Here is a 4,544-nt window from a genome sequence, read left to right on the forward strand (position 1 = left end):
TAGCAACACAACGTATGAATTTAACGAACATCCAACAGATGCAGAGATTCAATGGGAGTCTAAACTTAGAAAAACACTCCGTCTTTTGGATATGGCTTGGGCTATTGCTGAAGCTGGATGCAGCATCACGAGGAGTAAAAAAGAAGACCAGAGCGTTCGTGAAATTAAAAGATCCTTTACACATAGGAACAATGAAAATCAGTATACATCAAAGGAAATCGAGTCAGTTCAAGACCTTTATCCACGTCGCGTGAGCGAAATAGCAGCTCTGGGTAAAATTTTTTCCGCTGCGTGTATGGTTTTACTCATGCATGTAGTTTCTTCCGAAGAACAACTGACCATAGCTAAAAACATCAACAATATTTTAGGAATGCTTCACAGTAGTGATCGTTTGATCAATAAAACATTGAGAGCACATTTAGCCAGACAAAGAAGCTATGATGGCAATCTCAAAGAATACCTATCTGCGAATAGTGACATCATCAAAAGATACATAGCAGAGTTCAAAAACTCTTCGGAATCTGTTGATTTGAAGGATTATCGAGATGCTTTAATCAAGGAGCTTTTTGAAGCGCTACACGCTTAAGTTTCGAGAATATTTAGTTTTCTGTATGAACCTGTGTTTGTTTGGGGTGGAATTACCCATGGAAAACGGCCCCGCTAAAGACGCTGTTGCTGGCTACTCATCCCTATTTCTAAACGCTTGGAACTTATTCAAAGACGCTCGCTAGTGGCGAAAACTCTCAGCGCTAAAATGCGTCTCATAGCCTTTCATCTCCTTGATTTCTGGCAAACGATAGGTCAGTTGTTTACTCGTTGTTTTTCCTAAACTCACCAGCGATTCTGCCATTTTTACAGCTGCCGCAACAGCATCAATCACCGGAACCCCTAGGCGTTCTTCCAGCTGCTGCTCTAGACCGCTCATGCCTGCACAGCCCAGACAAATCGCTTCGGCTCCATCGGTTTGGATGGCTAGCTGACTCGCCTCGGTCAGCACATCCAATGTTGCCTGGCGATCCTGTTCCGTATCTAGCACCGACAGCTTTGTTGTCCGAACTGATGCACAGCGTTGGGTCAGACCCGTTTTCTCCACTGTTTTTTCCACCATGTCTCGTACCCGGTGCAAGGTGGTTACCACGCTCCACTTAGCCGCTAACATGTTTGCCATATAAAGGCTGGCCTCAGCAATACCCACAACGGGCCGCGACGTAATCTCACGGGCCGCTTCAATGCCAGGGTCGCCCCAGCAGGCCAGGATAAACGCATCGGACTCCGTGTCCAGAATAATCTGTTCTAGAATACCGGGAATAGCCAAATACTCATCATAAAAGCTCTCAATGGACTCTGGCCCCAGCCGAGGCTGTACCGTCACAATCTCGGTGTGGGGAAACCTAGCAGCCTGAGCGTAAGCGTCTATATTTGCTGTCATCGGCTGACACGTATTGCCATTGATGATTTTGAGACGACAAAGGGGCGAAGACATCGTGAATGGATAATTACGTCTTCCACATTTTGCCTTAAGACTAAAGACACAATTAGGCTTTATTTGTTTGAGCGTACAGGCGTTCCATGGAACGCTTCTGCAGACATCAGCAACGTCGCCTACTTTTTATCGCTGGCAGCCAGATACCCCCACGCGTATGCCGTAGGTCCAATCGACTGATGGACCGTATATTCAGTCACTGGCACATAATAGTAGGAATCAAAGTAGGCTTCAGCCGTTGGCCATTCCCAAGGTGTGGGATTCATCACATCGGCAAATAGCTCTATGGACCAGCTCCAGCTTTTGGCATGACCATTGGGGATTTGCATATCCATCGGGCCGTAGACTGTAATGCCTGGAGGGGGTTCTTGCCCTGATACACGCATATCTATCAGCAATGGCATATCGGGATTTCTATAGCCAATGCCGGTGGTATGGCTCATATTGTTGGGGTTGGCTCCAGCTGAAAACTGGGTGGCAAGGATACCCGCCTTTAAGTAATCAACATTGTCCGTCAGGGCATGGGCACGGAAAAGCGTTTGGGTCTTAGGTGCGCCGATAGTTCCCCAGCCAATAATGACTCCCGGTGTTGCATTCCACTTAAACCCATTACTGTCTACCGTCCCAACATCAGTATTGGCGGCCCGGACCAGCGCGTTCTTGGCATTTTGCTTAACTGTCTTATCAACCGTAGGCTGCTGAGTCCGGGCATAGACAAAGGCGGCATGGCTATGGTCATGGACTTGCCAGTCTGCTAGCGGAGCATCTGCTTTGGTAAAAGCGGTAGTGTCTAAAAAAAGCTGATGCCACTGGCTATCTCCGGTGAGCCGATAGAGTTCTGCGGCGGCCAGATTGCGCTCGTCATAAATATAGCTGTGTGGCTCATCCGATGCTTTGGCGAGTTCAGCATTGGCCCAGTTCATGGCCCGCACAGCGCTCTCTTGATAGGTTTGGGCCAGGGTTTTGTCATAGTTTTTCAAAACGTAGGCCGCTCTGGCTGCCACATTGGCATATATGTAGCTGGACCACATGCCTGGACCATAGACCATCACGGTCTGGGATTCCTGCCAGCTGCCTTCTGACGGCAGGGGATGATCAGCTGATTCAATGCCCCCTGGAATCCCCCCCTCATCGGTTTGCAAACGGCGGAATACATCCAGACCCCACAGGGCCTCGTCTACGATATCGGGCAGATTGTTGTCGGACTCGGGTAAGTTTAGATTAACTGCCTTGAAATAGTCTGGATAAAGCTCCACCAGCTCTAAAAATGAGCGGGTAACCTCAAGGTGGGAAATGCGGCGATCCCAGTCACCAGCATCCATCCAGCCTCCCCACGCATCTGGTACGATCTCATCAGTACGAGTTTCTAGTAGCGCCTCAAAGGCATCAATGCCATCCTGCCAGTCAAACCCCATGTCGGTATCCATCAGGGGTACCGTTGAGCGGTAAATTATCATGCCGTCGTCCGGATGAAACGGGCGGGGGCGTTGGTAATCGGTGTAGGGCTGCTCTAAGGCAATGCCGCTACGCTGGTGGTACATGCCTCGGGCTGAGACATAAAACGCATCGCGCCAGGTATCTTCGCCAATATCAAATTCATAGGAAGTGCGCACCCCCTCTACGTAAACTTGGTAGCGTCCAGGCTGGGTAAACTCACTAAAATCCATCATGAACACATCGGTGTCATTATGGTTGCGGTCATGGTAGTCCTTGGTTTCTACCGACTGTGACAGGGTGGTCTGTCCGGTATAGACTTTGTTTCCTGTGGCTGTATCAATCAGCCAGAAAGGTTTGCCCTCAGCATAGTCAAGGCCGCCGCCGCTGCCCATCCAGGTGGAGAGAAATGCTACCTTAGCCGGATCGTCAGGATCAAAGCCCAGGTGAGAGATCTGTACGGCTTCACTACGGGTTTGCTCAGGATTATAGACAAACTCAGTGTTCTGTAAACCGTTACCCGCAAAGTTTAACTGGTAGGTTTCGCCCAGGGTGAGGGCGTCAGGTAGTTCTAGGAATAAGGTGTGTACCGCTGGCCATTCAAACTCCCAGGCGCCGGTTTGGGCCATGCTGTCAATTTTGCTTTTACGATAGATGTTGGCGGGTGTAATTTTAGAGCCGTCACTGGTCACGATCTGATAGTGACTCAGAGCATCAATGCAGTCTGTATCCAGTTTTGGGCCAGTATAGCGATCGACTAGCCAAATCAGCTCGGGTGCCCCTGGCACCACCTGGCCGATGGTTTTACCATGGCGTACGACCCAACCATCTTTGCCAACGATATCGCCCAGCTTGGCCTCATAGGCGACTTGCTTACCTCTGACCAGGTTACCGGTCTCGATGCGTAATGCCACCACGTTTTCACTGACGGTATAGACATGGGTGATGGGGATACCGGGTGCTTCTGTCCGTTTGGACACAATGCTGATGACAGCTGGCAGGTTAAGGGAAAAGCCAGTGGCATTACATTGGCCAGCTGTGGTCCAACCAAGTAGAAAAGAGAAAAGACTTTCTAACATCTAGACACCAAGGGGAAGGACGCTGGAAAATAGCCGTTGCTGATTTAAGGGATAAATCGATCTGTGCAATAGGCTACTAGCCCGTGGTTTGCAGATAAAATCGCACCGGGGATCAGCAACGCCGGATAGTTAGGGTTTAGGCATCAATGTCTGATCTTCCTAAGAAAAAGTTCCCTACATTTTTCCTTACGTTTTTAACCTATGACCCAGTCCGTGCTCTACGTTGTTGCCTACGCTGTGATTAACTCTCAACAGTTGCTCACCGTCCGGAAGAAAAACACTCAAAAATTTATGTTTCCAGGGGGTAAATTTCAACCTGGAGAAGATGCTGAAGCGGCTATCCACCGAGAGGTGCGAGAAGAACTCAGCTGTGATATTGATCCCAGCACGTTTAAGACGTTGGGAATGTTTACAACGATGGCGGCGAATGAAGCTGATACCCAGCTGGTGGCCACCGTATTCCAGGGCGATCTGATTGGTACTCCGATGGCTTCTAGCGAAATTGCGGAACTGCGATGGATCCCGATTATGGCGCAGGAGTATGGGGT

The 4,544-nt window shown here is 49.4% G+C and carries 4 protein-coding genes; 2 read left to right on the forward strand and 2 right to left on the reverse strand.

The features are described 5' to 3' along the window. A partial coding sequence (locus tag IQ260_RS28050) for a hypothetical protein (protein WP_193996366.1) occupies positions 1-586 on the forward strand: 586 nt, incomplete at its 5' end. A 141-nt stretch (positions 587-727) separates the two neighbouring features. Here the strand turns inward: IQ260_RS28050 and IQ260_RS28055 are convergent. Both IQ260_RS28055 and IQ260_RS28060 read right to left on the reverse strand, forming a co-directional pair. After that, positions 728-1,483, reverse strand: coding sequence for an aspartate/glutamate racemase family protein (locus IQ260_RS28055; protein ID WP_193996367.1), 756 nt, complete (start codon positions 1,481-1,483; stop codon positions 728-730). Positions 1,484-1,602: 119 nt separating this feature from the next. Continuing rightward, the gene (locus tag IQ260_RS28060; protein ID WP_193996368.1) at positions 1,603-3,996 is read right to left on the reverse strand and encodes a glycoside hydrolase family 9 protein; all 2,394 of its coding nucleotides are present in this window, start codon (positions 3,994-3,996) and stop codon (positions 1,603-1,605) included. A gap of 201 nt (positions 3,997-4,197) precedes the next feature. Between IQ260_RS28060 and IQ260_RS28065 the strand changes: the two genes are divergently transcribed. Next, positions 4,198-4,544: NUDIX hydrolase (locus tag IQ260_RS28065; protein ID WP_193996369.1), on the forward strand; the 347-nt coding region annotated here is incomplete at its 3' end.

Source organism: Leptolyngbya cf. ectocarpi LEGE 11479, from assembly GCF_015207065.1.
Lineage (GTDB): Bacteria > Cyanobacteriota > Cyanobacteriia > Phormidesmidales > Phormidesmidaceae > Leptothoe > Leptothoe ectocarpi.